A 25,433-nucleotide genomic window follows, 5' to 3' on the forward strand; every position below is an offset into this window, starting at 1 on the left:
AAGGAAACCCCATGACCATCGGCACTAAAATTGCTTGGGACGACACAGTCCTGCCTTTCCAGCTTGACCGCTCTGACATGCGCGGCCGCATCGCGCGTCTTGATGGCGTGCTCAGCGGTGTGCTCAAACAGCACAATTACCCTGCCCCGGTCGAGGCTTTGGTCGCCGAGATGGCGCTTTTGACAGCGCTGATCGGCCAGACCATCAAGCTGCGTTGGAAGCTGTCGCTGCAGGTTCAGACCAACGGGCCTGTACGCATGATTGCCACCGATTACTACGGCCCCGAAGCCGAAGGGCAATCAGCGCGGATTCGGGCTTATGCAAGTTATGACGCGGACCGGATCACCGACGCGCCCGCATTCCAGCAGCTTGGCGCTGGTTATTTTGCCATTCTGATCGATCAAGGTAGCGGGATGCAGCCCTATCAGGGCATCACACCTATTGCCGGAACCTGTCTTGCGGATTGCGCGTCGTCCTACTTCGCACAGTCCGAACAGTTGCCGACGACCTTTGCTTTGTCCTTTGGGCGGTCTTCCGCCCCCGGGGTGGATGAACATTGGCGCGCGGGCGGGATCATGTTGCAGCACATGCCCAAGGCGTCGCCTTTCGCCACGGGCGGTGGGTCCGGCGAAGAGGGCCTGCTTGAGGCCAAGGATCTGGTAGCCAGTGAGGACAGCAAGGAAAACTGGAACCGCGTGAATATGCATGTGAACACAGTTGAAGAGCTGGAGCTGATCGGCCCCATCGTTTCCCCGACCGAATTGCTGTTGCGTCTGTTTCACGAGGAACAGCCCAGGGTGTACGACGCCCAATCAATCCGCTTTGGTTGTACCTGTTCCGAGGACCGCGTGCGTCAAAGTCTGTCGATCTATTCGGCCAAGGACATTGAAAAGATGACCACCGAGGATGGCAAGGTTACGGCTGACTGCCAATTTTGTGGGGCGCATTACGTCTTGGACCCCGCAACAGTGGGCTTTGAGGCCGATAATGGCGACGGCTGATCAGATCAAAGCCCTGCGAGGAGCGCTTCGCAGGACCAACGTGAGCACATCCGATTTCGATCTGAACCCCGATGTGCACCTACCGGAAGGCCGAAAGCTGCGGCCTGCCGGCGTGCTGTGCGCGTTTCAAGAAGGTGCAGACGGGTTGGAATTGATCCTGACGAAACGCTCGTCGCGGTTGAAGCATCACCCAGGGCAGATTGCCTTTCCGGGCGGCAAGCAGGATGAAGGGGACGCCGATGTTATCGCGGCCGCTTTGCGCGAGGCCAAAGAAGAGGTGGGTCTTCCCCCGCAAAGCGTTGAAGTATTGGGCACGCTCCCGACCCATGAAACAGTGACGGGGTTTCTGGTCACGCCGGTTTTGGGCCTGATCCGAGACGATTTTCAGCAGATCCCTGAACCGGGCGAGGTGGACGAGATTTTTTCCGCGCCATTTGCCCATGTCACGGATCCTGCGCGCTATTCCATCCAGTCGCGGCGTTGGCGCGGCCAGCGGCGGCACTATTTCACTGTCCCGCTCGGCCCGTATTACATCTGGGGCGCGACGGCTCGAATGCTGCGGGTTTTGGCGGATCGGGTCGCATCGTGAGCGGACTGCGCGGCGCATGGCTTGAGGCGAAGGGGACCCAGCAGGTCATGGCCATGCTGGAGGACGCCGGGTTTGAGGTCTATGCCGTTGGTGGCTGTGTGCGCAATGCACTGCTTGGGGTCCCGGTTTCGGATGTGGATATTTCGACCTCGGCGCGCCCGGAAACTGTAATGGAGCTGGCGCAAAGCGCCGGTCTTCGCGCGGTTCCCACGGGCATTGATCACGGCACCGTCACGGTTGTTGCCGATGGCGACGGTTATGAGGTCACAACGTATCGCGCCGATGTTGAGACCGATGGCCGCCGTGCGGTAGTGCGCTTTGCTGACAACATCCACGAAGATGCGGTGCGCCGGGATTTTACCATGAACGCGATTTATGCTGACCGGCGCGGCGAAATTGTCGATCCGCTGGGAGGTTTGCCAGATCTGGAAGCCCGCAAGCTGCGCTTTATTCAAGATGCCGAAACGCGGATCCGCGAGGATTATCTTCGCATCCTTCGGTTCTTTCGGTTTTCAGCTTGGTACGGTGATCCCGCTGAGGGGTTCGATCCCGAAGCGCTTGCCGCGATTGCTTCAAATATTGACGGTTTGGATCAATTATCACGTGAACGGGTGGGCGTTGAGCTTCGCAAGCTGTTCTCTGCGCCCGACCCGCTCATGGCCGTCGCCGTGATGGAGAAAACCGGGGTGTTGGGCCATGTGATGCCGGGCGCAGCCACGAAACCTTTGGGGCCGCTGTTGTTTCACGAAACGGCGCTGGGCCTTGCGCCAGATCCGCTGCGCAGAATGGCTGTGATGGGCTATTTCGACGGCAACGCGCTACGTCTTTCAAAACATGACCAAAGGCAATTTGCACAGTATCAGAGACTGATATCCACCGATGCCGGACTGGCCGAAATTGCCTGGCGCGAGGGGGCGGAGATGGCCACCGATATCTGCGTACTGCGCGCCGCCAGTTTGGAAATGCCGGTGAACGCGGAAGCTTTGGAGCAGATTGATCAAGGCGCAAAGGCGCAGTTTCCCGTGACCGCCCAAGATCTGATGCCCGCCCATCAAGGGGCGGACCTTGGTGAAGCTTTGCGCAGGCTTCAAAGCCTTTGGATTGCGTCAGGTTTTGCCTTGGACAAACAAGCCTTGCTTGCCTCGCTCGACAAGGGGTGACAGAAAAGCGGTTTTGCGCTAAAGCAAATAGACCTATCGGAGGGCAATTGATGATTTGTGACAGGATACTACCCAGCCCAGCCTGAGCTGTCCTGCACGTGGGGGCCGTTCTTGCCCCGCTTTCATCAAGTTCCAATTGCTCTTCAGGGCCTCCGATATGTTCCGTTTTTTCGAAAACCTGGTTAATCCCTATTCCGACTACACGATGGATGACACGCCGCCGCGCCGCGTCATTCCCTTTATCTTGCAGTACACGAAGTTGTTCCGGGGTATCTTTGTCTGGGCCACGATCCTTTCGGTCATTACGGCAACGATCGAAATTGGCCTGATCTGGGCTATGGGCTGGGTTGTAGATATTCTATCTGGTGACCCCGCTCAGGTTTGGCAGATGCACGGTACAGCGTTGGTTGCTTTGGCTGCATTTATCTTGTTTTTGCGGCCCATCCTGCAGGTGCTGGACGTGGCGCTGTTGAACAACACGATCTTGCCCAACCTCGGGACATTGATCCGTTTTCGAGCGCATTCGCACGTTTTGCGCCAGTCTGTCGGCTGGTTCGAAAATGATTTTGCCGGACGCATCGCCAACCGGATCATGCAGACGCCCCCGGCCGTGGGCGAAGTGACGTTTCAGATCTTTGACGCGATCACCTTTTCGCTGGCCTATGTCATTGGCGCTTTGGTGTTGTTGGGTGATGCCGACCCGAGGCTGATCATCCCGCTCGCGATATGGATTGTCCTTTACGGCTTGCTGATCCGTTGGACGGTTTTGCGTGTCAGCCCTGCGTCCAAAGCATCCAGCGACGCGCGCTCGCAGATCACAGGGCGGGTGGTGGACGCCTATACCAATGTGCATGCGATTAAGATGTTCGCACATCATGACCATGAGATGAGCTATGCCCGAGAGGCGATAGAACATGCGCGCCAGACGTTTTTCCGCGAAATGCGGCTCTATACCATCATGGATGTGGCGTTGGTGACCTTGAACGGTCTTTTGATTGTTGGCGTGGTGGGCTGGGCGATTGCGCTTTGGTCGCAAGGCAGTGCGTCGGCTGGGGTGGTTGCTTCGGCATCGGCCTTGGTTCTGCGGCTGAACGGGATGACCGGCTGGATCATGTGGGCCACGACCAGCCTGTTCCGCGAGTTGGGGATTGTCCAAGAGGGGATGGAGACCATTGCCCAGCCGATCACTCTGGTCGATACGCCCGGGGCCAAGCCCTTGCAGCTGAGTGAAGGCAAGATCGAAATACAGTCTCTATCTCACCACTATGGACGCGCTTCTGGCGGATTGGACGATATCTCCTTGACCATCGCAGCCGGTGAGAAAGTCGGGCTTGTCGGGCGCTCCGGGGCCGGAAAGTCGACTCTCGGCAAGCTGTTGCTCCGGTTTTATGACGTCGAACAGGGGCGCATTCTGATTGACGGTCAGGATATCGCCGAAGTGACTCAGGACAGCTTGCGTCAACAGATCGGGATGGTTCAGCAGGACAGCGCCTTGTTACACCGTTCCGTGCGCCAGAATCTTTTGTTTGGCCGTCCGGATGCCAGCGATGACCAGATCCAACTGGCGGCCAAACAGGCGCAGGCGCATGACTTTATCCTTGATCTCGAGGATCCGCAGGGGCGGCGCGGGTATGATGCCCATGTGGGCGAACGGGGAGTCAAGCTTTCGGGCGGACAGCGGCAACGGATCACCCTTGCGCGGGTCATGCTGAAAGACGCGCCTATCCTGCTGCTGGACGAAGCCACCAGCGCCCTCGATTCCGAGGTTGAAGCCGCCATTCAGGATACTCTGTATGGTATGATGCAGGGAAAAACCGTGATCGCGATCGCGCACCGGCTCTCGACCATTGCGCAAATGGACCGCATTCTGGTCATGGATCAGGGCCGGATTGTCGAAGAGGGCAGCCACGACGCGCTTTTGGCGCGGGGCGGGCTATATGCCAAGTTCTGGGCCCGCCAAAGCGGCGGATTTCTTGACCCAGACATCGACGCTGAGACTGAGGCCGCGGAATGACACCAACTGACTGGATAGATCCTTTTGCACAGGCTGATGGCCCGCCCCCTCGCACGCTTGGGCGCTTTTGCCTTTGGGCGCTGCGGGGAACATGGCCGCCGCTTGCCTTGGCTGGGGTGCTTTCGGTCATCGGCGGAGTGGTCGAAGTCGCGGCGGCAGTGATCCTTGGTTGGGTTGTGGATGCCGCGCTATCGTCCGAAGCAGAGACTGTTTTCAGCTCGAGCAAGGGGCTTTTACTGTTCTCTTTGGGGTTCTTCTTGATTCTGCGCCCGGTGATCTTTGGCCTGAATGCCTATCTGCAAACGCAGGTGACGCAGCCCAATATCCTCAGTCTGATACTGTCGCGCATCCACCGGTACACGATCGGGCAATCGGTCAGCTTTTTCGACAATGATTTCGCCGGGCGCATTTCGCAAAAAGAGATGCAGACCGCTCGCGCGCTGAATGACGTCGTGACTGAGGTTCTGCACACCGTTCTTTTCGCCATCGCTTCGGTCGTTGGTGCGGTCCTTATGCTGGGCACGGTCAATTGGCGCATTGCATTAGGGCTGGTGGTCTGGATGGTGGCCTATGGGTTTTTGATCCGGCACTTCATGCCGCGCGTTCGGGTCAGATCCAAAGCACGCGCGGCCGCTCGGGCTATGGTGACCGGGCAACTCGTGGATACCGTGACCAACATCAAGACGGTCAAGCTGTTCGCGCACGCGGATTACGAAGACAGTGCCGCGCTGGACGCGATGGCCACCTATCGCGACCGCTTTATCGAGTTTGGGCGGGTCTCCGTTGCGTTCCGGTTCTGGCTGATGGCCTTGGCGGGACTTTTGCCGGTTCTGCTGGTGGGCGGGGCGCTTTGGTATTGGAGTCTTGGCCTTGTCACGGCGGGTGATATCGCCGCGACGGGCGCGGTCTCCCTGCGCCTGGCGCAAATGACCGGCTGGGTCTCGTTCACGCTGATGGGGCTTTACGCCAATGTTGGTGAGGTTGAGGACGGCATGCGCACCCTTACCCCGCCGCATGACCTGGTGGACAAGACGGATGCAAGCACCTTGGCAGTTCGGGATGGCCGGATCGAGTTTCAGGACGTGGCTTTTGCCTATGGCCGCAAGACAGGCGGGGTCGAACACATCAGCCTGCATGTGGAACCGGGTGAAAAGCTGGGCGTTGTCGGTGCCTCTGGCGCGGGCAAATCGACCCTCGTAGCAATTCTGATGCGTCTCTATGACACCGAAAAAGGGCGCGTTTTGATTGACGGGCAGGATATAGCCTTGGTCACACAGGACAGCCTGCGCCACAAGATCGGCATGGTCACTCAGGAGACGGCGATGTTCAACCGCTCGGCCATGGACAACATCCGCTATGGTCGACCCGATGCCAGCGACGATGAGGTGTTCGAGGCTGCGCGTAAGGCCGAGGCGCATGACTTTATCCTTGGGTTGCGGGATCATGCCGGCCGGGAAGGCTATGGCGCGCACCTTGGGGAGCGTGGAGTCAAGTTGTCGGGCGGTCAACGCCAACGCATCGCCCTTGCGCGCGCCATCTTGAAGGATGCCCCCATTCTTGTGCTGGACGAGGCAACCTCGGCTTTGGACTCCGAGGTTGAGGCCAGCATTCAGGACGCGTTGACCCGTGTGATGGAGGGAAAGACGGTGCTTGCCATTGCGCACCGCCTGTCGACCATTTCCAGCATGGACCGGATCATCGTTCTGGATGCAGGGCGGATTGCCGAAGAAGGCACGCATGATGAATTGCTCGATAAGGGCGGCCTTTATGCGCGCTATTGGAACCGGCAGTCGGGCGGGTTCCTGGGCTCGGACGAAGGGCAAGAGGCGGCTGAATGATCGCGGCTCTGGACGAGGGCGCGCTTTCCGGGCAAGAGCCTGCACATGACCACGGTTAAAATTCAGCGACTGGGCCACAAAGGCGACGGGATCGCCCATGGGCCGATTTTTGTTCCCGGCGCCTTGCCGGGCGAAGAAGTTACGGGTGACGTGATTGGCGATGTCATGCTGGCGCCCAAGATTGTCACGCCGGTGCCGGAACGGGTAAAGCCGCCGTGCCCCCATGCCAAGGGCTGCGGCGGTTGCCAATTGCAACATGCCAGCGAAGCCTTTGTCGCGGATTGGAAAACGCAGGTCGTGGCCCGGGCGCTTGCCGCGCATGATCTTGGCACTGAAATCAGACCCTGTATCACCTCAAAACCGCAATCTCGCCGGCGTGCGTCCTTTTCGGCCCGGCGGACGAAAAAGGGCGCTTTGGCGGGGTTCCATCAAAAATCATCGGACGTGATTGTGGGTGTACCGAATTGCCAGTTGGTGACGCCCACGCTTGCCGGATCACTGCCGATGGTCGAGGCGTTGGCGGTGCTTGGTGCCAGCCGTAAAGGCGAGTTGTCGGTTCTGGTGACTGAAAGCATGACAGGGCTGGACGTCTCGGTTACCGGCGGGAAAGAGATGGACGCGGCTTTGCGCGGCGAGTTGGCAGATCTGGCGCGTGAGCATGATTTGGCCCGCATCGCCTGGGACGGTGAGGTTCTGAATCGCCGCTCTCCGGTTCAGCGTTTTGGCAATGCCGATGTAACTCCGCCCCCGGGCGCGTTTCTTCAGGCAACTCAGGAGGGCGAAAACGCCCTTCTGAACGGTGTTCGTGAGGCGCTGGGCGCAATGGGCAAGCACGCCAAAATCGCCGACTTGTTTGCCGGATGTGGCACCTTTGCGCTGCCGTTGGCACAGGATGCCCGCGTGCACGCGGTCGAGGGCGATCGGGCGATGATAGAGGCCTTGGATCAAGGATGGCGAAATGCCGAAGGGCTGAAACTGGTGACACACGAGGCCCGTGATCTGTTCCGCAATCCGTTGATGCTGGACGAGTTGGACCGCTTGGACGGGGTGGTGATTGACCCCCCGCGCGCCGGGGCCGAAGCGCAGATGGTTGAGATCGCCCGCGCTCGGGTGCCTAAGGTTGCACATGTGTCCTGCAATCCGGTGACCTTTGCCCGCGACTGCGCAGTGCTCATCAATGCGGGCTATCGTCTGGATTTCGTGCAGGCGGTTGATCAGTTCAGATGGTCAACGCACGTCGAGATCGTCGCGGGTCTTACACTGGTCGATTAACGAAAAGGTGATCTTCCGAGATTCGCCCAAATGGGGTATGCTTCTGGAAAAAACCTGTAAGGGCAAGATCGATGCGGTTTTTAAAGATTTGTGCGATGTTAAGCGTCGTGCTCGGCCTTGGTGCATGCAGCAGCAAGTTCAAGACATATAACGGGCCGGAGGTGACTCACGTTCTGGTGCAAAAGGGTGAGCGGAGGATGTATCTTCTGCACAACGGTCAGGTGCTTAAGCAGTACCGGGTTGGGCTTGGTTTTGCGCCCGGCGGTGACAAGAAACACACCGGGGATGGCCGGACGCCAGAGGGCGATTATTACATCGACAGGCGTAATCCAAACAGCGAATTTCATCTGAGCATCGGCATTTCCTACCCCAACGAACAAGACATTGTCGAGGCACAGGCACTAGGCAAAAGCCCGGGTGGCGATATCTTCATTCATGGACGCCCGCGCAAGTATCGCGACGGCGGTCAAGACTGGACAGCGGGCTGTATTGCCGTGTCCAACTCAGAAATGCAGGACATCTATGCGATGGTCAGGGACGGCACGCCGATTCGAATCACCCCTTGATGCAGCGTCAGCTGGCTGCCGCCGCGCCCGGTATTGCGGAAAGCCCGGGCGCACCTGTCAGCATGGTCCACCAGATCTTGCCGTTCTTTTCCTGATACCAGGCAAAACCAAGTTCGCGGGCAGAGGCATCAAGGATCACCCTGCGGGTCGCATCCTCTTCCATCCACGCGGCGAGGGTTTCAAGCTCGGTCTCGTAGGTTTCCGAAATGTTTTCGCCAACGATCCGGCCAGTGTACCCAACGCGATTGGCCCGGTCGATCGGGGACGATCCATCGGAGCCAAAATGCCATGGGCGGTTCTGCACGGCCATGTCCCGCGAGTGCGTGGCAGCGGCCGCATTCAGTTTGGCGTTGAGCTGCAAAGCCGGGGCGCCAGCCGCTTGACGCAGGGCGTTGACGGAATCCAGTACCCGGAACTCAATACGGCCAGCATCGCCAGCGCCTATTCGATAAACTTTGGGCAGCGGCTTGCCGTCTGGCGCCAAAGTGGCTTGGGTTGACGTCTCGGCGCAGGCAGCCAGAGCTGCCGCGGAGGAAAGAATAATAAACGTACGGCGGTTCATGTTAGCAGCTCTTGGTATCATTCTGTTAACCTATGCCTTATCCTGCACAACGTTGCCAATCAAACCCACATAGGCGTGAGCCTGCGGAAACACGCTCGTTTGAATTGCGACTGAGGCTTTCGGGTCATAATATAACTGCTTACAGAACAATCGTCCGAAAGGAGCCCGAGAACATGGCTATCAACAACGGCAACGGCTTAAGCCGCCGGAACTTTCTGGCGGCAAGTGCGACGATGATCGGGGCCCCTGCTTTGGCCCAGAACGTAAACGAAGGTACGACCGAGATTGAGCGAGAGGTCACAAGTGTTGTGCGGCGGAACATCAGCAGCTTTCGCACGCTCGACTGGCAGCCTTACTTCTCGAATCTGACCAAGGGCGCGATTCTGGTGGATATCAGCAGTCGCGCGCTGCATTTCTGGGAAGATAACGGCAACTACCATCTGTATCCTTCGTCCGTTCCGCTGACAGAAGACCTTACGCGACGCGGCCGGACCGAAGTGGTTCGCAAGGTAGAGGGTCCTGAATGGCGCCCGACACCGTCGATGCGCAAGAGAAACCCGGAGTGGCCGGAATACGTTGGTCCCGGGCCGGATAACCCGCTTGGCTCCCACGCGCTTTATCTGAGCTGGCAATATTACCGCATTCACGGCACCCATGACACGCGCAAGATCGGCCGACGTTCATCCAATGGTTGTATCGGCCTATATAACGAGCATATCGCGCAGCTTTTCAGCATGACTGAGGTGGGCACACAGGTGTTGCTAATTTGACGACAGTTCGTCTAACTGCAATTCAGGCTTGGCAAGATGCAATTGCAATTGCCCAAAAATGCTGCTTAGTCAATTATACGAGGTAAGTCTTGGGTGCCTGTCGTGCGTTCCTCAATGGGCATGGCAGGCGAACATCTGGAGAAGAACATGAAAAAAATCGCACTCGCTGTTGCATTTGCTGCCGCCGCTTCGTCCGCTATGGCTGGTTCCTACGCCAAAGACGACGTTGTAATGGAGCCCGTAGTCGTTGTTGAAGAAGCTGCTCAAAGCTCTTCCTCGGCCGGCATCCTGATCCCGCTGCTGCTTGTTGCAATCATCGCGGCCGCTGTTCACAACAACTAATACTGTTAACTGCGGAACGAATTGGAAAAGGCGCTGCGACGGTAGCGCCTTTTTCATTTGTCATACCCCGAAACTATGTGTGTTACCCGTTTACGAAAGCAGATCATTTGACGGGCGGACGTGCCCCGCCAAAATGCCACGTCTATTGCGGATTTCGGGGCACAAAAAGCTTTGAACATCCGGGTCATCGGCGGAAAGCACCCCGAGTTTGACCAAAATCGCCGCCACAGCACTTTCTGAAGCAACCGTGGTGCCATCAGCGATCTTGAGAGCAATACCCAAGCCCATTTCAGGTAGAATAGCCGTGAAATAGCCGTCGGCACCGGTTTTCAGCGCCAGCGGTTGATTGGCCGCCCGCATCAAAACCGTACAGGCGCGCCCTTCGCCTGCCACCATTTCGGGATAACTGTACATCGCGGCAGCCAGGCGCGCTCCAGCGCGGCTAAGCCCGTCATCGCGGGTGTGAGCGGTGGCAAACCAAGCCATTGCGCGTGACATGGCTTCGACCGTGGTGGCGTAGTTGGGGGCGGAACAGCCGTCGATTCCAAAGCCCGGGCTCTTCAGGTCAGTGACCGTCTCAAAGGCATCAAGACCGGCCGTTTGCACGGGGTGATCGGGATCAACATATTCCGGACCAGCGCCCAAATGTTTGCCAAGCGTCAGAAATCCGGCGTGTTTCCCCGAGCAGTTATTATGCAGCTGACAGGGCGCTTCGCCATCGCGAATCATCTGCAATTTCAGTTTCTTGTCGCGGGTGGGTTGCGGCCCACAGCGCAGATCGGACTCGGACAGTCCAAGGTCGCTTAACCATTTCGAGACTGCGGAAACGTGATCACGCGCCCCTTGATGAGACGCGCAAGCCAATGCCACTTGGCGTTCTGTCAACCGGAATCGCTCCGCCGCACCAGAAGCAACCAAAGGCAGAGCCTGAATCATTTTTGATGAGCTGCGCGGCAAAACAACGGCTTTTGGGTCACCCCAAGCCCGTACTATCCCCTTGCTGTCACTGATGACAGCATGCCCCAAATGGGCGTTTTCAAGGAACGGTCCACGGAACGTTTCGACAAGTAATTCTGGTGCAGTCATGGGGCTTCTCACATCTGAGCGATATTCTGCCAAGAGGGCTTTCGTTTTTCAGCTATTTCAGGCTATTGTCCCGCCGTCGAGAAGAAAAGGTTGTGCCCTGTCAGCGGGCGGATATAGGCCCATGGCGCACCGAGGAATACTGAGGCAAGGACAGCTGGAGGCTGCACAGATGATTTCAAGCTTTGTGCGCGTGATTGCCGCGACTGCGATGGCACTTACGGCGAGCGTTGCCGTGGCGCAGCAGGAAAGCACCAACCGCGTTGACGCAATGACCGACTGGTCCGTTTTCGAGGGCAATGACCCGCGTGAATGCTGGGCGGTCACCACCTACAAGGAAAGCGTCAACACAAAAGACGGGCGTGTTGTTGCCGTCACGCGAGGCGAGATCCTGTTGATGGTGTTCTTCCGCCCCGGCGCGGGGGTCAAGGGCCAGGTTGCCTTTACCGGCGGCTATCCCTTTGCCAATGGCTCGACCGTGAGCGTCAAAGTCGGCGACTCTGACTTTGAGATGTACACCGAGGGCGAATGGGCCTGGCCGGCAACGACTCAGGATGATGCCAAGATGATCACCGCGATGAAGCGCGGCGCGAATGCCGTCATGACTGCGGTCTCGGCGCGTGGCACAAGGACCGAAGACACCTTTTCGCTACTTGGGTTTACCGCTGCCGTGGAAGACGCCGAAAAGCGCTGTTCACAGTAAAGGACCGGGGCGTTGGCCCTGTCACCCAAGGCCGAATTTTTTGGGTATTTAAGACAAGATGAAGCAAGGGCCGGTTTTTGATCGGCCCTTTGTGTTTTGGGCCGAATCCTGTATGGGACGGGCTTGGTTTTCGAAGGATGTGATCAATGGCTGCGGATGCACCTATCACTCAGGATGTCGTGACGATCCCCCGCAAGTTGCCGGAGGGCGGTAAGGTGAACCTTGTGGGTCTGACCCGTGAGGGGTTGAAGGCTGCGCTGTTGCGGGCGGGAACGCCGGAAAAACAGGTCAAGATGCGGGCCGGTCAGGTTTGGCAGTGGATTTATCACTGGGGTGTTCGTGATTTTGCCGCCATGACGAATCTGTCCAAGGATTATCGCGCGCTGTTGGCCGAGGCCTTTGTCGTCGAGATTCCCGAGGTGGTGTCACGGCAGGTCAGCGCCGACGGGACGCGCAAATATCTTGTGCGCATCGCTGGAGGTCACGAGGTCGAGGTAGTCTATATCCCCGAATCTGACCGCGGTACGCTGTGCATCTCGTCTCAGGTTGGCTGCACGTTGACTTGTTCGTTCTGCCATACCGGCACGCAAAAACTCGTCCGCAACCTGACGGCGGGGGAGATTGTCGGCCAGGTCATGATGGCGCGGGACGATCTTGGCGAATGGCCAGAGCCGGGCGTCGGAACGGGTGAAACCGGGCCGCGGCTGTTGTCGAACGTCGTTCTAATGGGCATGGGCGAGCCACTGTACAACTTTGACAATGTGCGCGACGCGATGAATATCGCCATGGACGGCGAAGGGATCTCCCTGTCGCGGCGCCGGATCACGCTGAGCACGTCGGGCGTGGTGCCCGAGATTGCCAAATGCGCTGAGGAGATTGGTTGCTTGATGGCGGTCTCGTTCCACGCCACCACGGACGAAGTGCGCGACAAGCTGGTCCCGATCAACAAGCGCTGGAACATCCGGGAACTGCTGGACACCTTGCGGGAGTACCCCCGCTTGTCCAATAGCGAACGCATCACCTTTGAGTATGTCATGCTGAAGGATGTGAACGACACGGATGCGGACGCGCGGCGACTGGTTCAGTTGATCAAAGGCATCCCGGCCAAGATCAACCTGATTCCCTTCAACGAATGGCCCGGCGCGCCTTATGAGCGTTCAGAATGGGAGCGGATCGAGAAATTCGCCGACATTATTTACAAAGCCGGGTATGCCAGCCCGATCCGTACCCCGCGCGGCGAGGACATCATGGCCGCCTGCGGTCAGCTCAAAAGTGCGACCGAGCGCGCCCGCAAGAGCCGAAAACAGATCGAGGCCGAGGCGGGCATGTAATCCGCTCCTCCGACGGACATGAAAAAGGCGGGGTTGAACCCCGCCTTTTTTCTGCGCCTCTGGTGGCTGATCAGTCGATCCAGCCCTTGAGGTTAGCCTCGACCAAAGCGGAAAGCGCTTTGATATGGGCGTCATCGTCGTTGAGGCAGGGGATATAGGTAAACTCCTCTCCGCCGGCGTGTTCAAAGCTTTCCTTGATCTCTTCGTTGATCTCTTCCAGCGTTTCGATGCAATCGGCCGCAAAGGCGGGCGCGATCACCGCGATGCGCTTTTTCCCCTGTCTGGCCAGATCGGCGACATGGTCCACCGTGTAAGGCTTGAGCCATTCTTCACGGCCAAAAACAGACTGGAAGGTGGTGCAGATCTGGGTGTTGTCCCAGCCCAGACGATCCTTGAGCAGGCGCGTGTTCTTCTGGCACTGGCAATGATATGGGTCGCCTTCAAGCAAGTAGCGCTTGGGCATACCGTGGTAGGAGCAGACCAGCATGTCAGGCTTGGTTTCCAGTTCAGCATAGGCCTTCTCAACCGACTGGGCCAAGGCGGCGATATATAGCGGATGGTCAAAGTAGGGCGGTATGGTGCGGACTGCCGGTTGCCATTTCTCTTCCATCAGCGCCCGGAAGAATTCGTCATTGGCGGTGGCCGAAGTCGCGCCTGCCTGTTGCGGATAAAGCGGGACGAAGAGAATTTTCTGACACCCAGCCTCGACCATGGCGCGCACCTTGGATTTGGTCGACGGATTACCGTAGCGCATACAGAAATCGACCATGACCTGATCGCCATAGCGAGCCTGCATGGCGGCTTTCATCTTGGCGGTCTGGTCCTTGGTGATCGTCATCAGGGGGCTTTCGCCCTTGTCGTGGTTCCAGATCGACTTGTAGTTCGCGCCGCTGGTGAAGGGGCGTTTGGTCAGGATGATCAGCTGCAGAAGCGGTTGCCACTTCCACGAGGCGATGTCGATCACGCGCTTGTCCGAGAGAAACTCGTTCAGATACCGACGCATGGGCCAGTATGTGCAATCGTCCGGAGTTCCTAGGTTGGCCAGAAGGACACCGATCTTGGCCGGTTTGATCGCTGGGTGGTCGGCAGGGGCGTGCTCGGGTCTGACAGCGGCTTTGGTGGCGTCCAGCATCAATTTCGTCCTGTGGTGAAAAACGTTTCGAGGTAAGTATCGTCTTATTTCGATAGGTCAATCTTTGAGCGGGTTTTCCCTGGTTCCCAATGCCTCGGCGAGACTATGGGCCGCAGAGCCGGGCCGGAGGGGCTTGGGTTGGTTTGCGTCAGGAGCCCAGCCCGTCAAGGTGATGATCTCGAAGGTCGCGGGGATGCGGCCATCGTCTTGCGCGAAACTTTCCGAGTACAGTTCGGCGGCGCGCAACAGGACAGCCCGCCTTGTCGGCTTGCGCAACCGCCTTGACAGGGCATTGGTTTCGCCCATGGCGCGTAGATCCCGCATCAGGTGCAGCGCCGATTGATAGCTGGCCGTCAGCGGCATCGTGTCAGCCACGGGAAGGGCAAGGCCGGAGCGTTGCAGCAATCCACCCAGATCGCGGATTTCACCCATCGGCAAGACACGCGGCGACAGTCCGCCTGTTACCTCGATCTCGGCCTGACCAAGTGCGGCGCGCAGCTCGTGCAGTGTTTCACCGCCAAACGTGAAACACAAAAACAGCCCGTCCGGGCGCAGCGCGCGCCTGCTTTGGATGATCTGACCGACCGGATCATTTGCCCAATGCAGCGCCAGCGCATGGATCACCAGATCATGAGCGCCCTCTTTCAGGTCGAGGGTGTCCTCATCCGGGATCATATGTGCATCGGGCAGAATCTTCTGCCACACGTGCGGAAAGGGCGTCACGACAGCGGCACTCGTAAATGTCCTGTTAACCATCGCCAAGCGATCCTGCGCTTCATCGCGGGCGGTTTCGTGCAGAAACAGTGCAGGGTTTGCCGCGGTACGGGCGCGATGGCGGTCAAGGGCCTGACGATCGGTAAGAAGGGGCGGTTGTGTCATGAGGCATGAGATATGAGCTGGGCGCAGCGGATGCAAACGCTTGTGCAATTGGTCTATCCGCCAAGGTGCCTGTCTTGCGGTGGTTTGGTTGAAACGGACTTTGGCCTGTGCGGAGCATGCTGGCGGGATACGCCGTTTATCGCGGGTCTGACCTGTGATCTGTGCGGCACACCGCTGCCGGGGAGTTCCGACCGTGCCGAACATTGTGACGATTGCCTTGCAACCGCTCGGCCTTGGGTCAAAGGGCGCGCAGCTTTGGTTTATAGGGATCGCGGGCGACGGATGGTTCTGGCGCTCAAACACGGGGACCGGCACGACATTGCGCGCCCTGCCGCACGTTGGATGGCGCGGCTGACCCGGCCCGTTGTGCAAAGCGATACATTGATTGTCCCGGTGCCGCTGCATTTGCAGCGCCATTTGTCGCGGCGCTACAACCAGTCTGCCTTGCTGGCCGAGGCCTTGGCCGCAGAGCTGGGCCTGGATTGGTGTCCAGACCTGTTGGAGCGGCGTCAGGCGACGCCTTCGTTGGAAGGGAAGTCGCGCGAAGAACGTTTTCAGACCTTGGCCGGGCGGCTGGATGTGTCACCCCTGCGCGAAGAATTGATCAAGGATCGCAGCGTTCTGATTGTCGACGACGTAATGACCTCCGGGGCAACATTGGCCGCCGCATCCGAGGCCTGCCTTGCGTCGGGCGCAACAGAGGTTTTCGTCAGTGTACTGGCGCGAGTGGTAAAAGATGCCTAAGTATCCTTAGAACAGAAATACGGGATCGCACTATGCAAGACGTTGAAATCTATTCCTCACCCCTGTGCGGATATTGCCATGCGGCCAAGCGGCTTTTGACCCAGAAGGGCGTCGAATTCTCTGAAATCGATGTCCTGAAAGAACCGAACCGCCGGTCCGAGATGATGGACCGTGCGAATGGCGGGTACACTGTGCCGCAGATTTTCGTCGGGAAAACTCATGTGGGCGGCTGTGACGAATTGTATGCGCTGGAACGGGCGGGCAAACTGGACGCCTTGTTGCAAGGCTGATGCGTGTCGCGCTGCTGCAAACCTGTTCGTCGGATGATCCGGCGGAGAACCTTGTCACTGTGCAGGGGTTGCTGCGCGAAGCGGCTAAGCAAGGCGCTCAGTTGGCGTTGATGCCCGAGGTCACCAATTGCGTGTCGATGGATCGTGCGCATCAGGCCGACGTGCTGAAGCTGGAGGCGGATGATCCTTTTTTGGCCGGGCTGACCGAGACTGCGCGGGCCTTGGGTCTTTGGGTTCTGGCGGGATCGATGGCGCTTAAGGCCGAACCGCCCGAGACGCGGTTTGTTAATCGCTCGCTCTTGATTGACGATCGGGGCGCGGTTGTGGCGCGTTATGACAAGATGCACATGTTCGATGTGCAGGTCTCGGAAACGGAAACTTATCGTGAATCCAGCGGCTATGCTCCTGGATCGCGCGCCGTGGTGGTCGATACACCTTGGGCCAGGCTGGGGCTGAGCATCTGCTATGACGTTCGCTTTGCCTATCTGTATCGCGCTTTGGCGCAGGCCGGGGCCGATATCCTGACGGTTCCCTCGGCGTTTTCGCCAGGCACCGGTCCTGCGCATTGGCAGACTTTGCTGCAAGCGCGCGCGATTGAAACCGGCTGCTTTGTGCTGGCTCCGGCGCAATCCGGCACGCATTCAGCGCGCAGCGGGCGGGCCCGTACAACCTATGGGCACAGTATGGTCATTGCCCCTTGGGGCGAGGTGCTGTTGGATGCCGGGATCGAAACAGGGGTCTTTGTCGTGGATCTGGATCTTTCCAAGGTCAAAGAGGCCCGCCGCAAGATCCCGTCATTGACCCATGACCGCAGCTTAGAGGGGCCATTATGAACGATGCCAGCGCCCTTGCCATATCCCTGTTCAGCGAGCTTTTGACAGCGGATCAGTTGCTGCGCGCCCGGCTGACCAAGGTCTTGCCGAACAAGATGGAAATTTCTCATTTCTCGGTGCTCAACCATCTTGGACGGGGTGGAGAGCGCACCCCGGCGCAACTGGCACGGTCGTTTCATGTGACGCGTGGGGCCATGACCAACACTTTGGGTAAGCTCGAATTGTCGGGCTATGTGCACATCCGTCCCGATTGGGATGATGCGCGGCGCAAGCTGGTCTCAATATCACCGGCGGGGAAGGCCGCGCGGGATGCCGCGCTTGCGGCCATTACACCTCTCATCACCGAGATGGTGGGTGAGCTGGGTGAAGATCGGGTGCGCGCAGCATTGCCTGTGCTCCGGGAACTGCGGGTCAGGCTGGAAGAGGGTTAGGCCCTATCCGAAAATGCGCTTGGCATGATCGTTCAGATAGATCTTCAGCCAAGGGGTAAAATCCTGCGGGCGTTTATCGACCTCGGCGCGCAGCGCCGTGAGATCGAGCCAAGCGGTTTCCATCACTTCTTCGGGGTTCGGAACCAGCGGCATTTCCGCCGTTGCCTCAGCCACAAAAATATCGACGACTTCGTGCTCAATCATGCCGCCGCCGACATCGGCTCTATACTCTACCTGTTCACGGAATTGTGGCGATAGGCCTGTAATCCCCAGTTCCTGCTCTAAACGGCGCTGGGCGCAGATCAAGGGATCTTCCTCCCAGTGCGGATGGGTGCAGCAGGTGTTCGCCCAAAGGCCCGGCGTGTGGTATTTTCCCATGGCGCGGCGTTGGATCAAAACTTGCCCTTGGAGCAGGACAAAGACGGACACGGCTTTGTGACGTAACCCGCGCAAATGCGCCTCAAGCTTGTCGACCGGCACCAAGGTGCCGTTGATCCAGGCGGGGATCTTCGTATGCATATCAGGTGCGATTGTGGCTTTTGCGGGCATTCCGGCTTCCTCCTCTATCCGAGTGAGGAGGTCAAGCGCGGCATTTTGTGACATACATCGTAAAAATAAGATGTGTTTGCGCTGAAACGCTTGTTGACTCTGCACGCTTTGCATTAGGTACTGACGCAAATACCTGTAACGGGAGACCGAGAATGAAACTGAAGATCATCACTACCATTGCGGCCGCCACACTGGCCACCGGCGCATTTGCCGACAGCCATGCTGGAACAGGAGATGCCGAGGCTGGCGCCAAAGAATTCGGCAAGTGCAAGTCTTGCCACATGATCGAAGATGCAGAGGGCAATTCAATTGTCAAAGGCGGTCGGACCGGCCCGAACCTTTATGGGGTTATTGGCCGTACTGCGGGCACCTACGAAGGCTTTAGCTATGGCGCCGATCTGGTCGCTGCCGGTGAGGCAGGACTGGTCTGGGATGAAGAGAATTTTGTCGAGTACGTTCAGGACCCCAAGAAATTCCTGGCCGAATATCTGGACAATAAAAGCGCTCGTTCGAAAATGTCCTTCCGCCTGAGAAAGGGCATGGAAGACGTTTATGCCTATCTCGTATCGGTCGGCCCCGCGGCTAATTAAGCCAAAGGCATTGACCTGAACGACAAAGGCGCGCCCTTGGGCGCGCCTTTTCTTTTGGGAATGGCCAAGATCAGTTACCCAGTGCGCTCGCGCGGGCTGTCAGGCCAAAGGCCGATCCAACCAAGCCAAAGACCGTCTGGATCGCGTTGACCGGGGATTCGGTTGCCAGAACCGTGTCGTCCGGATGGATCTGGAATTTGCGCGCTGCAAACAAGCCATCGGCGCTGGTCAGATCAAAGGTAAACACGACTTGCTGCAAATTTGGACCGGTCCCGTCGGGGGCCAAGTGCTCGGCCTTGTATTCCCGAAGAACCAAAACCCCTTTGGGATCTGCGCGGAAATCAGACAGACCGCCCATGAGCGATAGCGCTTCAAGGGCAGTGACCCGATCCTTGGGGAAATAGATCAGGTTCTCCTGACCCGAGGCACCAAGTGCGGTAAAGGCGCGTTCATCAGGCTCGATTATTACGGTGTCGCGGGGTTGCAGCAGCGCATTTTTCGACCCGTTCGCGAAAAGTTCGTCCGCCGAAATTTCGTAGGTCTTGGAGCCGCGCAGCAGGCGGACCTGTGGATTGCGCATATTACTTGGGATGCCGCCTGCGTCAGACAAAACGTTGAGGATTTTGTAGTTCCGCGAAGGCATCGGGTAAGCGCCAGGTTTGGCGACTCCGCCGACCACATCGACGGAATTGTCACGACCCTGCTGCAGGCTAACCTGCACCTGCGCCGAGGGCACAATGGGCTCGAGCCGACTTTGAATCTTGGACCGTGCGCCTGCCGATGTCAGGCCGCGAATGCCGACCTTGTTGACATAGGGCAGAAAGATCGAGCCATTGCCGTCCACCTCTACGCCTCTGATCTCGGTAAACCTCTGACCTGGGTTGGTCAGCAGGGAATTTTCCTGACTGTCCCAGATCGTCACGTCGATCCGATCGCCGGTGCGAATGACCGAAGAGCCTGACCCGTCGGAAGCGTTCGGCCAATGATAGTGCCCGTGCGGACCAGATGAGGGCCAATTGGCGATACCTGGAATGTTCTCGCGCGAAACCGAAACGACCTGAAAGGTCGGGGTCTCGGAGTTTTTCTCAGAGAGCACCTCAGATTGAAGCGCCGCGCCACGAGGCAGGCTACAGGCAGATAATGCCAGCATCGCAGCGAATAATGTGACAAATTTGCGTCTTGCCTTCACGTCGTCCCCCGACATCACCGACCGGTTTTTATTGCTAGTAACCGCTTGTAACGTTGATAGATAGTCTGACGCTGGATTGGAAGTAGAATGAGAAAAACCGTGGTTTCTAACCGTCAGTCGCGCAGAATCCTGCTGCTTGGAGCCAGCGGTATGCTCGGACGCATGTTGCGTGCAGTCTGGCAGAAAAACCCGCCCCAAGATACTGAGGTTACGCCGGTTTTCAGGGGGCGGGCTGATGACGCGTTCGCGCTGCAATGGCATCCCGGCGCGCAGACCGATGGTTTGCCGAAAATCGACGCTGTTGTCGCGATGTGGGGTGTGAAGCCCGGATCGGACGCCGCATTGGAAGAAAACACAGCCTTAGCCATCGCCGCACAGGAGTTGGCGCGCGATTTGGGGGCAACCAAGGTGCTGCATGCCTCCAGCGCGGCGATCTATCAGCCCGGCCCTGATCCGCTGGACGAGGAGGCAAGCCAAATCCCGCCGACGCCCTACGGAAAGGCCAAGTTGGATATGGAAGCGGCAGTCGCGCATTGGCACGCTGAAAATCCCACTGGGCCGGAAAGCGTCTTGATGCGCATCGGCAATGTGGCAGGGGCGGACAGCATTTTCCTGAATCTCGCCAAGGGGGATCGTATCCGTCTGGATCGGTTCAGCGACGGCTCCGCACCGGCCCGAAGCTATATCGCGCCACAGGATCTGGCCGGGGCGATTGTCTCGCTGCTGCGCTCGGACATTACCGGACCGGTGAACCTGAGTGCCCCTGTTGCGACCGGCATGGACCAGATCGCGCTCGCGGCGGGGTCAACGATCGACTGGGTGCCTGCTCCGGAAACGGCCTTGCCAAAGGTGCAATTGGACTGCGGGCGCTTGCAAACGGTCTACACCTTCAACAAACACAGTGCGGAGGCGACTTATCTGGTGGACAGCGCCCGAGCGACGGGAGTGTGGCCATGACCCCTTTTCGCCGCCTGATCGACATTCTGAGCGCCTTTGTCCTTGGCACGGTTCTGATGCCGCTGATCCTTTGGGTAACGGTGCTGCTTTTGGTGAAAGAAGGGCGCCCGATCCTTTATAAGGCCGAGAGAATGAAGACGCCGGACACCGCCTTCCTTTTGTGGAAATTTCGCACGATGCGGCACGATGACGGAGATCGCGGTGTGTCCGGCGGGGACAAGGTCAACCGGATCACCGAAACCGGTGCTTTGCTGCGCCGCAAACGGCTGGATGAACTTCCACAGCTTTTCAATCTATTGCGCGGCGATGTCAGCCTTGTCGGACCGCGCCCGCCGCTTCGCCGCTATGTCGAGATGTATCCCAGGATCTACCGAGAGGTGCTCACGTCGCGGCCCGGGATCACCGGACTTGCCTCGGTGGTGTTTCACAAACACGAAGAGAAATTGCTTGCTGCCTGCAAAACCGCGCAGGAAACCGAAGACGTTTACTGCCGCCGCTGCATTCCGCGAAAGGCTCAGATAGACAAGCTATATGAGCCTCGGCGCAATATCTGCTCCGATTTTCGCGTTATGTTTGCGACTGTCTTCCGCAGCGTCGATCCGCACTAGGCGGGCTTAGCGACGCAGGGCCTGGTTGATGACGTAGCCAATTCCAAAACCAATCCACTGCCGACCGGACAGAATGTTGCCGGCGTTGTCGACGATGTAAGCATTGGTAAATTTCACGCCTTCACCCCGGCACAGCGCGGTCACGACTGTCCCGCTGCTGTAGATTTCACCCGCAGTAACCTGCTGGCGCGCACCGGTAGTAACGTCGCAATTGTACGACTTGGTCTCGGTCACATCTTCCTGGGTCAAGAATCGCTGCTGGTAGGGGGCAGACCCTGCTCGGCGCGCCTGTACCAACCGATACAGCGCGTCCTCTTCAACGTTCATCAGGTCGCCGCCAAAACCGCGCGTTGCGGTGATCATGCCGCGCCGCAACACAATGCCTTGTCGGGTCGAGCTGCCATAGCTTTGGTAAGGGCCATTGCGCTCAATCTCGAGCATCATGAATTGCGCCTTGCGAGCCTCGAACTGAAAGAACTCAATTGGGGCGTCTGTGGCGGCCAGCATTCCGGAGATCTGCTGAGGTGTCACGCCACCGGCGGCTCCGTCGTCCTTTTTGCCTGAAAAGGTCGACGGCAGGTCCTTGACCAGTTCCAAAATCGGGCTTTTTTCGGTGCCGCAAGCGGTCAGGGCGAGGCCCGCGACCAAGGCGAGGCCAAGCCGAAACGTCGTGGTCATTTTCATCGCCAGAATCTCCCCCAGGAGCGAACCACATCGGGTTCATGATAGTCCCGCACCTGATCGTAAAGGCGACCCTGCACGTTCAGACGCGCCCCCCCGTCACGAGACAGGGATTGCAGTGTGATCGTGTCTTTCTTGCGCGAGGGTGTTCCGAGGAAGGAGGCGATCGGAATGGTAAAGCGCAACCCCTTGTCGAAAGACCCTTCGCCAAAGTCTTCGAACGAGGCGTTTGTCTTTGTGGCATAAGCACCAATGGTCCAGCCATTGGCAAATTCGCGGTCGATCGACACCGTTGCGCCGTAATCGCCCGCGAGGTAGCGGCCAACGTCGACTTGTCCGTGGAAGCCGTTTCCAAAGCTGTAATAGGCCGAGACATGGCCGTTCACATTTGGAATATCACGTTTGATACCGGTGACTGGGTCCGTGGTGGTCATGCTTTGAACGCCAAAAAGCTGATCGTAATCACGGCGCAGCACGTAGTTCAGCTCGGCTCCGAAGGCGAGGCGGCTGTTGACGGGCTTCCAAAGGATTTCACCCGAGGCACCGGCGTACATGGATTCGAGATAACCAACCGTCAGACGGCTATAAAGATTGCGACCGGGACGCCCGTAGGCTGCCACTTGCAGGAACTCGACGGCCGGGTCTCCGTTCAGGGTGTAAAGCCCGCGATCCGTACGCACCCGCGGCAGGTTGGATTCGTCCCGCCGGATTTTGTTGTTGCGATTGTTACCGAGCTCTTTCTTCACAGCGCCCGATACGACGATGTTCGGGGTAATCTGCCAATCGGCGCTGGCACGCAGGCCGCCTTGCAGGCCGACGGGGTTGCTGGGGTCAAACAGGGCGACCGAGGCATAGGGACCAAACGACCAGCGGAACTTGGGATACAGACCCGGATCCAAATCCGGCAACCTGCCGTAGGCATCCGTGATCGAGGTGCGTGCCAAAATTTCGTCGGCATTCTCATGCTCAAGACGCTCCAGATCGGAACGGCGGATGGTCACAGCTGACATTGCCATCCCGTTCATCACTGGGATGATAACGAACTCTTCGACCGAGGCGGGCAGCGTGCGGCTCATGGAGCGCGCAGTGCGGCCAATGGCCTGCGAAGGTGCGCCGTATCTGGGGTTCACGAGGCGCACGGTCGCGCGGTTGGCTTCAAGTCTCAGGCCTTCGACCAAGAGACCATCCTTGGCGGCCAGCGAGCGCAGCTCTTTGTTGGCCGAGGTGATGACACTCTGGTTTCCAACCCAGCCAAGATCGCTTGCCGATCCGGCAGGCCGTACCTTGATGGGATAAGAGGCCTGTTCGATGCCGCCAGCCACGCCAAAGGTCTTGGGATTCAGGACCAAAGTAAACTGCGCGCCGATCTCGTTGCCATTGGCATGATATAGCGACAACTGAGAGCCGCTGCGGAACCGGTAGTCGATGCCAAAATTCCACGGGCTGGTTTTTGACATCTGTCCGCGGGTCGATTCCAGATTGTAGTTGTCCGAGGAGTATTCGACCGAGAAATTCCAATTGGCGTTCGGGGCATAGCTGACGCCGCCAAATCCGGCCACGGGCCCGCGGAACCACCGGTCGTATGTCGGAACACCGCCCGCGCCCAGAACGACGTTTGGCCGCGTGCCGGTTGTGGCGAACGAGTTGTAGCTGCCAAGCCGTCCCCATCCTACACCGCCGGTGAGCCTCAGGCCAGGCGCCAAGGTCTTTGTCGCGACGATGTACTCGCCCCCGTAAAGTCCGGTGCCGATCAAGTCCTGAAACCCGACAACAACAGAGGGGCGGATTTTGCCTTCGGTCAGCAGTTGATAGCGCAGATCGAAACTGCGGTCGTAGTACACGCCGTTCTGACTGTCTGGATGGTTAAAGTTGTCGATACCGGAATAGCGGAAGGTTCCGGAAAGGCGCGGAGTGATCTGGAACGACAAGGTGGTGCGGCGGCTGTCACCAAGCTGGCCCATCGTCGCTGCGATCGTCGCATCTGGATCCACTTCGGCGGTGGGCATGTCGATCAGGCCCGGCACCCCGTACAGGTTATGGCTGGGAACATAGGGCGCTTCTTGCGCAAATGCGGCTGCCGACGTCAGTCCGAACGCCGTCACGAGGGTCAACCCGCGCAGGCTTTTCCTATATCGCGTCATTGCCGAGAAGTGTTCCGGCATGCCCGGCCCCTTTCAGAAGGTTCTGTGGTTTATCCTGTGCTAGTCATTTTGACGCGCCCTGTCCATTGATCGGGCTTACGCGCGGGCACTCTGTGGGAAAATCGGCACGGCTTTGCCAACGGTCGTAAACCGCCCTGCGCATTAACGGAACATTTTTAATCGTTAAGTCGCTGGTAAACCCTGCCGGATATACCGGTCAGTGGTGAGAAAAAGGTGGTGATATGAGTGGCGACAACAAGGTTGCGCCAGTCATTATCAAACGAAAGAAAGTCGTCAGCGGCGACGGGCACCATGGCGGTGCGTGGAAGGTGGCTTATGCCGACTTCGTGACCGCTATGATGGCGTTCTTTTTGTTGATGTGGCTGTTGAACGCGACAACTGAAAAACAACGCAAAGGTATCGCGGATTATTTCAGTCCAACTGTGGCGCTGGCCCGTGTTTCGGGCGGCGGAGATGGTCCCTTGGGCGGCGACTCGGTTTTTGCCGAGAATGTTCTGCCACGGATGGGAACCGGCTCGACCAGCCTGAGACCAATGGCGGACAACCGCGAAAAGGGCAGTTTTTCCAAGGGCGAAAGCTCTGATCAGGATACCCAGACAGAGGTTTTTGAACAGGCCGAAGACATGCTGATGGGGCGTGGCGGCGAAAGTATGGTCGCTGACGAGCTGATGAAGCACATCTTTACCGAGGTCACAGACGAAGGGCTGGTGGTAGAACTTTTTGAAACTCAAGAGGCGCCGCTGTTCAAAGGTGAGGCCGAGCCGACCCAGTTGCTGCGTGATCTGGCGATCGTGCTGGTGCGCGCGGCGCAGATCGTGACCAATCCCATCGCGATCGAGGGTCATACGGCGGCCTATCCTGTCGTGCTGGCAAAGAACCCTTCCTGGGATGTGTCTGGAATGCGTGCGACAGCGTTTCGGGAATTGCTCTTCAAGGCGAATCTTCCTGAACAACGTGTCCAGCGTGTGACGTCACATGCGGATCGCGAACCGCGAGAGGCCAATACCATGGATCTCCGAAACAGTCGTATCGAAGTGGTCTTTCTGAGGAGACAACTAGAATAGACCAAGAGTGAGTTGTATTTTAGCTGTTAGCGTCGCGTTAAACCAACGCCCTTATCTGTTGTCCTCGGAATATTACCGAGACAGCAGAAAGGC

General features: G+C 58.3%; 27 protein-coding genes. 19 read left to right on the plus strand and 8 right to left on the minus strand.

Features of this window, described 5'->3' with window-relative positions:
• The first annotated feature begins 11 nt into the window (after window positions 1–11).
• The 7 genes from hslO (at window position 12) to ACOYQJ_RS08150 (ending at window position 8,440) form a co-directional block, all read left to right on the plus strand.
• Window positions 12–1,001: an Hsp33 family molecular chaperone HslO gene (hslO, locus tag ACOYQJ_RS08120; protein ID WP_422905515.1), complete on the plus strand. Its 990-nt coding sequence runs from the start codon at window positions 12–14 to the stop codon at window positions 999–1,001.
• Complete coding sequence (locus tag ACOYQJ_RS08125) at window positions 988–1,590, plus strand: CoA pyrophosphatase (RefSeq protein WP_422905516.1); 603 nt, start codon at window positions 988–990, stop codon at window positions 1,588–1,590. The genes hslO and ACOYQJ_RS08125 overlap by 14 nt, the downstream gene beginning before the upstream one ends.
• Entirely contained in the window at window positions 1,587–2,750 is a 1,164-nt protein-coding gene (locus ACOYQJ_RS08130; protein ID WP_422905517.1) for a CCA tRNA nucleotidyltransferase, read from the plus strand. The genes ACOYQJ_RS08125 and ACOYQJ_RS08130 overlap by 4 nt, the downstream gene beginning before the upstream one ends.
• Before the next feature lie 157 nt (window positions 2,751–2,907).
• On the plus strand, window positions 2,908–4,764 hold the full coding sequence (locus tag ACOYQJ_RS08135; RefSeq protein WP_422905518.1) for an ABC transporter ATP-binding protein: 1,857 nt from the start codon (window positions 2,908–2,910) through the stop codon (window positions 4,762–4,764).
• Window positions 4,761–6,602, plus strand: a complete 1,842-nt coding sequence (locus tag ACOYQJ_RS08140) for an ABC transporter ATP-binding protein (protein ID WP_422905519.1) — start codon at window positions 4,761–4,763, stop codon at window positions 6,600–6,602. Before ACOYQJ_RS08135 ends, ACOYQJ_RS08140 begins: the two co-directional genes overlap by 4 nt.
• A 45-nt stretch (window positions 6,603–6,647) precedes the next feature.
• A complete protein-coding gene (locus ACOYQJ_RS08145) occupies window positions 6,648–7,874 on the plus strand; it encodes a class I SAM-dependent RNA methyltransferase (RefSeq protein WP_422905520.1) in 1,227 nt (408 codons plus the stop codon).
• Window positions 7,875–7,945: 71 nt separating this feature from the next.
• Window positions 7,946–8,440: a L,D-transpeptidase family protein gene (locus ACOYQJ_RS08150; RefSeq protein WP_422905521.1), complete on the plus strand. Its 495-nt coding sequence runs from the start codon at window positions 7,946–7,948 to the stop codon at window positions 8,438–8,440.
• 7 nt (window positions 8,441–8,447) lie between these two features.
• Here the strand turns inward: ACOYQJ_RS08150 and dalA are convergent, their stop codons facing one another.
• Window positions 8,448–9,002 (minus strand): divisome-associated lipoprotein DalA, encoded by a 555-nt coding sequence (dalA, locus tag ACOYQJ_RS08155; protein WP_422905522.1) that lies wholly within the window; start codon window positions 9,000–9,002, stop codon window positions 8,448–8,450.
• Between the two features lie 173 nt (window positions 9,003–9,175).
• Here dalA and ACOYQJ_RS08160 point away from each other — a divergent pair, with 173 nt between their 5' ends.
• A complete protein-coding gene (locus tag ACOYQJ_RS08160; RefSeq protein WP_422905523.1) occupies window positions 9,176–9,772 on the plus strand; it encodes a L,D-transpeptidase in 597 nt (198 codons plus the stop codon).
• Between the two features lie 147 nt (window positions 9,773–9,919).
• Window positions 9,920–10,114 carry a ferrochelatase gene (locus ACOYQJ_RS08165; protein ID WP_422905524.1) on the plus strand — a complete coding sequence of 65 codons (195 nt, stop codon included), beginning with the start codon at window positions 9,920–9,922 and terminating at the stop codon, window positions 10,112–10,114.
• Window positions 10,115–10,204: 90 nt separating this feature from the next.
• Here the strand turns inward: ACOYQJ_RS08165 and ACOYQJ_RS08170 are convergent, their stop codons facing one another.
• Window positions 10,205–11,200 carry an asparaginase gene (locus ACOYQJ_RS08170; protein ID WP_422905525.1) on the minus strand — a complete coding sequence of 332 codons (996 nt, stop codon included), beginning with the start codon at window positions 11,198–11,200 and terminating at the stop codon, window positions 10,205–10,207.
• A gap of 169 nt (window positions 11,201–11,369) precedes the next feature.
• Between ACOYQJ_RS08170 and ACOYQJ_RS08175 the strand changes: the two genes are divergently transcribed.
• Window positions 11,370–11,900, plus strand: a complete 531-nt coding sequence (locus ACOYQJ_RS08175) for an invasion associated locus B family protein (protein ID WP_422905526.1) — start codon at window positions 11,370–11,372, stop codon at window positions 11,898–11,900.
• A 146-nt stretch (window positions 11,901–12,046) separates the two neighbouring features.
• Window positions 12,047–13,231, plus strand: coding sequence for a dual-specificity RNA methyltransferase RlmN (gene rlmN / locus ACOYQJ_RS08180; RefSeq protein WP_422905527.1), 1,185 nt, complete (start codon window positions 12,047–12,049; stop codon window positions 13,229–13,231).
• Between the two features lie 70 nt (window positions 13,232–13,301).
• Here rlmN and hemH read toward each other — a convergent pair whose 3' ends face one another.
• Both hemH and ACOYQJ_RS08190 read right to left on the minus strand, forming a co-directional pair.
• Window positions 13,302–14,363, minus strand: coding sequence for a ferrochelatase (gene hemH / locus ACOYQJ_RS08185; RefSeq protein ID WP_422905528.1), 1,062 nt, complete (start codon window positions 14,361–14,363; stop codon window positions 13,302–13,304).
• 57 nt (window positions 14,364–14,420) lie between these two features.
• Window positions 14,421–15,242 carry a methyltransferase domain-containing protein gene (locus ACOYQJ_RS08190; RefSeq protein WP_422905529.1) on the minus strand — a complete coding sequence of 274 codons (822 nt, stop codon included), beginning with the start codon at window positions 15,240–15,242 and terminating at the stop codon, window positions 14,421–14,423.
• Between the two features lie 12 nt (window positions 15,243–15,254).
• Here ACOYQJ_RS08190 and ACOYQJ_RS08195 point away from each other — a divergent pair, with 12 nt between their 5' ends.
• From ACOYQJ_RS08195 to ACOYQJ_RS08210, 4 genes are read left to right on the plus strand one after another with little or no spacing between them, the layout of a single operon-like run.
• Window positions 15,255–15,986 (plus strand): ComF family protein, encoded by a 732-nt coding sequence (locus tag ACOYQJ_RS08195; protein ID WP_422905530.1) that lies wholly within the window; start codon window positions 15,255–15,257, stop codon window positions 15,984–15,986.
• A 32-nt stretch (window positions 15,987–16,018) separates the two neighbouring features.
• Window positions 16,019–16,276: a glutaredoxin 3 gene (gene grxC, locus ACOYQJ_RS08200; protein ID WP_422905531.1), complete on the plus strand. Its 258-nt coding sequence runs from the start codon at window positions 16,019–16,021 to the stop codon at window positions 16,274–16,276.
• Window positions 16,276–17,109: a carbon-nitrogen hydrolase family protein gene (locus ACOYQJ_RS08205; RefSeq protein WP_422905532.1), complete on the plus strand. Its 834-nt coding sequence runs from the start codon at window positions 16,276–16,278 to the stop codon at window positions 17,107–17,109. The genes grxC and ACOYQJ_RS08205 overlap by 1 nt, the downstream gene beginning before the upstream one ends.
• The gene (locus ACOYQJ_RS08210) at window positions 17,106–17,540 is read left to right on the plus strand and encodes a MarR family winged helix-turn-helix transcriptional regulator (RefSeq protein WP_422905533.1); all 435 of its coding nucleotides are present in this window, start codon (window positions 17,106–17,108) and stop codon (window positions 17,538–17,540) included. The genes ACOYQJ_RS08205 and ACOYQJ_RS08210 overlap by 4 nt, the downstream gene beginning before the upstream one ends.
• A gap of 3 nt (window positions 17,541–17,543) precedes the next feature.
• Here the strand turns inward: ACOYQJ_RS08210 and idi are convergent, their stop codons facing one another.
• Window positions 17,544–18,059, minus strand: a complete 516-nt coding sequence (idi, locus tag ACOYQJ_RS08215; RefSeq protein ID WP_422905706.1) for an isopentenyl-diphosphate Delta-isomerase — start codon at window positions 18,057–18,059, stop codon at window positions 17,544–17,546.
• A 182-nt stretch (window positions 18,060–18,241) separates the two neighbouring features.
• On the opposite strand from idi, the gene ACOYQJ_RS08220 reads away from it, so the two are divergent.
• Window positions 18,242–18,679 (plus strand): c-type cytochrome, encoded by a 438-nt coding sequence (locus ACOYQJ_RS08220; protein ID WP_422905534.1) that lies wholly within the window; start codon window positions 18,242–18,244, stop codon window positions 18,677–18,679.
• A gap of 70 nt (window positions 18,680–18,749) precedes the next feature.
• Here the strand turns inward: ACOYQJ_RS08220 and ACOYQJ_RS08225 are convergent, their stop codons facing one another.
• Window positions 18,750–19,775 (minus strand): polysaccharide biosynthesis/export family protein, encoded by a 1,026-nt coding sequence (locus tag ACOYQJ_RS08225; protein ID WP_422905535.1) that lies wholly within the window; start codon window positions 19,773–19,775, stop codon window positions 18,750–18,752.
• Window positions 19,776–19,955: 180 nt separating this feature from the next.
• Here ACOYQJ_RS08225 and ACOYQJ_RS08230 point away from each other — a divergent pair, with 180 nt between their 5' ends.
• On the plus strand, window positions 19,956–20,825 hold the full coding sequence (locus ACOYQJ_RS08230) for an NAD-dependent epimerase/dehydratase family protein (RefSeq protein WP_422905536.1): 870 nt from the start codon (window positions 19,956–19,958) through the stop codon (window positions 20,823–20,825).
• A complete protein-coding gene (locus ACOYQJ_RS08235) occupies window positions 20,822–21,433 on the plus strand; it encodes a sugar transferase (protein WP_422905537.1) in 612 nt (203 codons plus the stop codon). The genes ACOYQJ_RS08230 and ACOYQJ_RS08235 overlap by 4 nt, the downstream gene beginning before the upstream one ends.
• Window positions 21,434–21,439: 6 nt before the next feature.
• Here the strand turns inward: ACOYQJ_RS08235 and ACOYQJ_RS08240 are convergent, their stop codons facing one another.
• Window positions 21,440–22,111 carry a YjbF family lipoprotein gene (locus ACOYQJ_RS08240; RefSeq protein WP_422905538.1) on the minus strand — a complete coding sequence of 224 codons (672 nt, stop codon included), beginning with the start codon at window positions 22,109–22,111 and terminating at the stop codon, window positions 21,440–21,442.
• Between the two features lie 2 nt (window positions 22,112–22,113).
• The gene (locus ACOYQJ_RS08245) at window positions 22,114–24,276 is read right to left on the minus strand and encodes a YjbH domain-containing protein (RefSeq protein WP_422905539.1); all 2,163 of its coding nucleotides are present in this window, start codon (window positions 24,274–24,276) and stop codon (window positions 22,114–22,116) included.
• Window positions 24,277–24,497: 221 nt separating this feature from the next.
• Here ACOYQJ_RS08245 and ACOYQJ_RS08250 point away from each other — a divergent pair, with 221 nt between their 5' ends.
• A complete protein-coding gene (locus ACOYQJ_RS08250; RefSeq protein ID WP_422905540.1) occupies window positions 24,498–25,340 on the plus strand; it encodes a flagellar motor protein MotB in 843 nt (280 codons plus the stop codon).
• Window positions 25,341–25,433: the final 93 nt, after the last annotated feature.

This window comes from Pacificoceanicola algae, assembly GCF_049341065.1.
Classification (GTDB): Bacteria; Pseudomonadota; Alphaproteobacteria; order Rhodobacterales; family Rhodobacteraceae; genus Pacificoceanicola.

Coding starts and splice junctions, on each gene's coding strand:
- hslO (WP_422905515.1), top strand. CDS start 12: ATGACCATCGGCACTAAAATTGCTTGGGACGACACAGTCCTGCCTTTC.
- ACOYQJ_RS08125 (WP_422905516.1), top strand. CDS start 988: ATGGCGACGGCTGATCAGATCAAAGCCCTGCGAGGAGCGCTTCGCAGG.
- ACOYQJ_RS08135 (WP_422905518.1), top strand. CDS start 2,908: ATGTTCCGTTTTTTCGAAAACCTGGTTAATCCCTATTCCGACTACACG.
- ACOYQJ_RS08140 (WP_422905519.1), top strand. CDS start 4,761: ATGACACCAACTGACTGGATAGATCCTTTTGCACAGGCTGATGGCCCG.
- ACOYQJ_RS08145 (WP_422905520.1), top strand. CDS start 6,648: ATGACCACGGTTAAAATTCAGCGACTGGGCCACAAAGGCGACGGGATC.
- ACOYQJ_RS08150 (WP_422905521.1), top strand. CDS start 7,946: ATGCGGTTTTTAAAGATTTGTGCGATGTTAAGCGTCGTGCTCGGCCTT.
- dalA (WP_422905522.1), bottom strand. CDS start 9,002: ATGAACCGCCGTACGTTTATTATTCTTTCCTCCGCGGCAGCTCTGGCT.
- ACOYQJ_RS08160 (WP_422905523.1), top strand. CDS start 9,176: ATGGCTATCAACAACGGCAACGGCTTAAGCCGCCGGAACTTTCTGGCG.
- ACOYQJ_RS08165 (WP_422905524.1), top strand. CDS start 9,920: ATGAAAAAAATCGCACTCGCTGTTGCATTTGCTGCCGCCGCTTCGTCC.
- ACOYQJ_RS08170 (WP_422905525.1), bottom strand. CDS start 11,200: ATGACTGCACCAGAATTACTTGTCGAAACGTTCCGTGGACCGTTCCTT.
- ACOYQJ_RS08175 (WP_422905526.1), top strand. CDS start 11,370: ATGATTTCAAGCTTTGTGCGCGTGATTGCCGCGACTGCGATGGCACTT.
- rlmN (WP_422905527.1), top strand. CDS start 12,047: ATGGCTGCGGATGCACCTATCACTCAGGATGTCGTGACGATCCCCCGC.
- hemH (WP_422905528.1), bottom strand. CDS start 14,363: ATGCTGGACGCCACCAAAGCCGCTGTCAGACCCGAGCACGCCCCTGCC.
- ACOYQJ_RS08190 (WP_422905529.1), bottom strand. CDS start 15,242: ATGACACAACCGCCCCTTCTTACCGATCGTCAGGCCCTTGACCGCCAT.
- ACOYQJ_RS08195 (WP_422905530.1), top strand. CDS start 15,255: ATGAGCTGGGCGCAGCGGATGCAAACGCTTGTGCAATTGGTCTATCCG.
- grxC (WP_422905531.1), top strand. CDS start 16,019: ATGCAAGACGTTGAAATCTATTCCTCACCCCTGTGCGGATATTGCCAT.
- ACOYQJ_RS08205 (WP_422905532.1), top strand. CDS start 16,276: ATGCGTGTCGCGCTGCTGCAAACCTGTTCGTCGGATGATCCGGCGGAG.
- ACOYQJ_RS08210 (WP_422905533.1), top strand. CDS start 17,106: ATGAACGATGCCAGCGCCCTTGCCATATCCCTGTTCAGCGAGCTTTTG.
- idi (WP_422905706.1), bottom strand. CDS start 18,059: ATGCATACGAAGATCCCCGCCTGGATCAACGGCACCTTGGTGCCGGTC.
- ACOYQJ_RS08220 (WP_422905534.1), top strand. CDS start 18,242: ATGAAACTGAAGATCATCACTACCATTGCGGCCGCCACACTGGCCACC.
- ACOYQJ_RS08230 (WP_422905536.1), top strand. CDS start 19,956: ATGAGAAAAACCGTGGTTTCTAACCGTCAGTCGCGCAGAATCCTGCTG.
- ACOYQJ_RS08235 (WP_422905537.1), top strand. CDS start 20,822: ATGACCCCTTTTCGCCGCCTGATCGACATTCTGAGCGCCTTTGTCCTT.
- ACOYQJ_RS08240 (WP_422905538.1), bottom strand. CDS start 22,111: ATGACCACGACGTTTCGGCTTGGCCTCGCCTTGGTCGCGGGCCTCGCC.
- ACOYQJ_RS08245 (WP_422905539.1), bottom strand. CDS start 24,276: ATGCCGGAACACTTCTCGGCAATGACGCGATATAGGAAAAGCCTGCGC.
- ACOYQJ_RS08250 (WP_422905540.1), top strand. CDS start 24,498: ATGAGTGGCGACAACAAGGTTGCGCCAGTCATTATCAAACGAAAGAAA.